This window comes from Vicinamibacteria bacterium, from assembly GCA_035620555.1.
Lineage (GTDB): Bacteria > Acidobacteriota > Vicinamibacteria > Marinacidobacterales > SMYC01 > DASPGQ01.
The window spans coordinates 1-2,452 of record DASPGQ010000490.1 but is presented as its reverse complement, the minus strand read 5'-3'; the positions used below and the strand labels follow the sequence as shown (position 1 = coordinate 2,452).

Below are 2,452 nucleotides of genomic sequence, written 5' to 3'. Positions count from 1 at the left end.
TAACGCCGTGAGGGCATGCCGACGAACGCCTCCTGGCAGCCGTTTATTACGCGCCTGGAATCCTTCTCCGCGAGCTTTCTAGTTCTCCCGATAGGTTTTGACCGGCGGGAGATGTGCGCCGCTGAGATCGCCCGGGAGCGGCTCACCTGCCACCGCGGGCATCCGGATGGTACCGACGCCCTCGATGGTGGCCTCGATCGTCTCGCCGGGCTTCAAGTATCCGCTCCTTGTGCCCTCGGCGAACGCTCCGGACGAGGTGCCGCTCGACGTGCCGCTGTTGAGCACGTCGCCGGGATAGAGCGTGATAATCGACGAGCCGTACTCGATCAGCTCCCAAAGAGAGTGGATCATGTCCCCGGCCTTGGCTTCCTGGACCGTGACCCCATCGATCGTGAGCTGTTGATGCAGGCGCTCCATCGGATCGCCATAGAACTCTTTCGGCACGATCCACGGGCCCATGGGGGCGAAGCTCTGGTGCCCTTTGCCGACCAGCCAGTCCGAGCCCGACCCGAAGCCTCCCGGTGGACGGCCACCGCGGTCGGAGACGTCGATCGACACCACATAACCAAATACGTAGTCCTGGGCCTCGGCGGCCGAAACGTAGCGGGCAGGACGGCCGATCACGGTGCCCAGCTCGACTTCCCAGTCGATCCGATCGCGACCATCGGGAATGACGATCGGCTCTCCCGTTCCGATCACCGCACCCTTCGCCGGCTTGAGGAAGAGGTAGGGGACGCCCCGGTTCTCTTGCCGACGACGATTACTCTCTCGGAGCTCCTCCTCGCTGCAACCCTCGCAAGCGTGGCTGTAGAAGTTCACCGCCGCGTTCAGGATCTTGCCGGGATAGAGAATGGGTGCCAGGGTGCGGACGTCGTCGACATCGTGGATGTATCCCGGCCTTCCGTCTCCCATGAGACGATTGTTCTTCACCGCATCGTTCACGATCTCGTAAATCCGGTACTTGAGGCCGTACCCGTAGCGACCGATCAGCTCGAGCATATCGGCGGGCATCGGCACCCGCGGATAAGCGGGATTCAACTCCAGGGCGGCGTTCGCGGGGTTGAGCTCGATGACGTACCGTTCTTGGAGCACGATGCCCACCGTCGGCCCGGCGTCGATTTGAAAGGTGCCGAGCTTGAAGGGCTCCACCGACTCCATCTGGCTTTGAGCCAGAGCTGCGCCCGCACTCGTCAACGTCATCAACGCGACGGTCATCGCCATGTTTCTCATCGATTCTCCTCCTTGATTAGAAAGACCTAGTCTTGGTGAGCTTTCCGTGGCTGTATCGGCGACCAGCCCGGATAAGGCTCCGAGACGACGCGGTTTCGAAGCGTCCCGAGGTTTCCAATGGAGATCTCGATCGTCTCGCCAGCGGCAAACGGCATCGATGGGCTGGGCACGCCCGTCGAAACGACATCTCCCGGCTCAAGCGTCATCCGCTCGCTGAGGTATGAGATCGACTCCTCGAGCGAGAACGTCAGGAACTTGGTGTTTCCGTTCTTGTGCGGCCATTCGTGACGCGCGCCGTCGACGGTGGCGACGATCTCGAGATTGGCGGGATCGGGCACGTCCTCCGCGAGCGTGATGTACGGCCCGAGAGGCGTGAAGGTATCGAGTCCCTTGCTCATGTTGCTCCCCTGCGAAGTGTGCTCCCCCGCCGGCAAGTCACGCGAGCTCACGTCGTTGAAGTTCGTGAATCCGAAGACGTAGTCCATGACTTCTGACTGCGGGACGAACTTAGCGCGCTTCTTGATGATCACGGCGCATTCCGGTTCGTAGACACCTCGCGTCAGAAGCCCACGCAGGTTGATGTCTGTGTTGTGACCGGTAAGTGACGACGGGGGCTTCAGGAAGAAGCTCGGAAACTCCACATTGTCGTAGTTGCCCGGAGTTCCGTCGGGATTCGGACGCAGATAGGCTCCCGCTCCTCCGAGGACTTTCGATGGATTGGGGATGGGAGGCAGATAGCGGACCCCGGCCGGCGGGTGAAATACACGCGCCGCACCTCCGGGCTCGGTAAAGTTGCCGCTCGCTCTCACTCGGGTGATGGCGTCGTGCACGGTCTTCACCGACCGCACCGACGCGTCACCGGCCTCGATCAGCGAGCGCATGTCGATGGGAATAGGCGCCAGGCCACTCACCTCCGGCGCTCCGGTCTTCGTCAGGTAGAGCACGGCGTTGTGAACATCGACGATGTCTTGTTCTCCGTCTCCGCGGGTCGTGCCGAGTCGCGGACCGCTGTTACCTACCTCGAAAGTCAAGAGCCGGAACGTATTCGTCCCCGGCTGCTGCGCGAGCGAACCGTCGACCTCGAGCATCAGAGGCAAGAACGCGACCGCCGCCACGAGCAGCACGCGAAAGGAAGATTGACGACTTCTTTGGGGTTTCATCGTTGCGATTACCTCTCCTGCCGTGGCTAATTCCTCCGGACGACCGCAGACCCAGGCACGCC

The 2,452-nt window shown here is 62.0% G+C and carries 2 protein-coding genes; both read right to left on the bottom strand.

The annotated features are described in order from the left end of the window. Positions 1-78: 78 nt before the first annotated feature. On the bottom strand, positions 79-1,230 hold the full coding sequence (locus VEK15_20070) for a fumarylacetoacetate hydrolase family protein (GenBank protein HXV63007.1): 1,152 nt from the start codon (positions 1,228-1,230) through the stop codon (positions 79-81). 26 nt (positions 1,231-1,256) lie between these two features. Next, entirely contained in the window at positions 1,257-2,390 is a 1,134-nt protein-coding gene (locus VEK15_20065; GenBank protein ID HXV63006.1) for a fumarylacetoacetate hydrolase family protein, read from the bottom strand. Between the last annotated feature and the right edge of the window lie 62 nt (positions 2,391-2,452).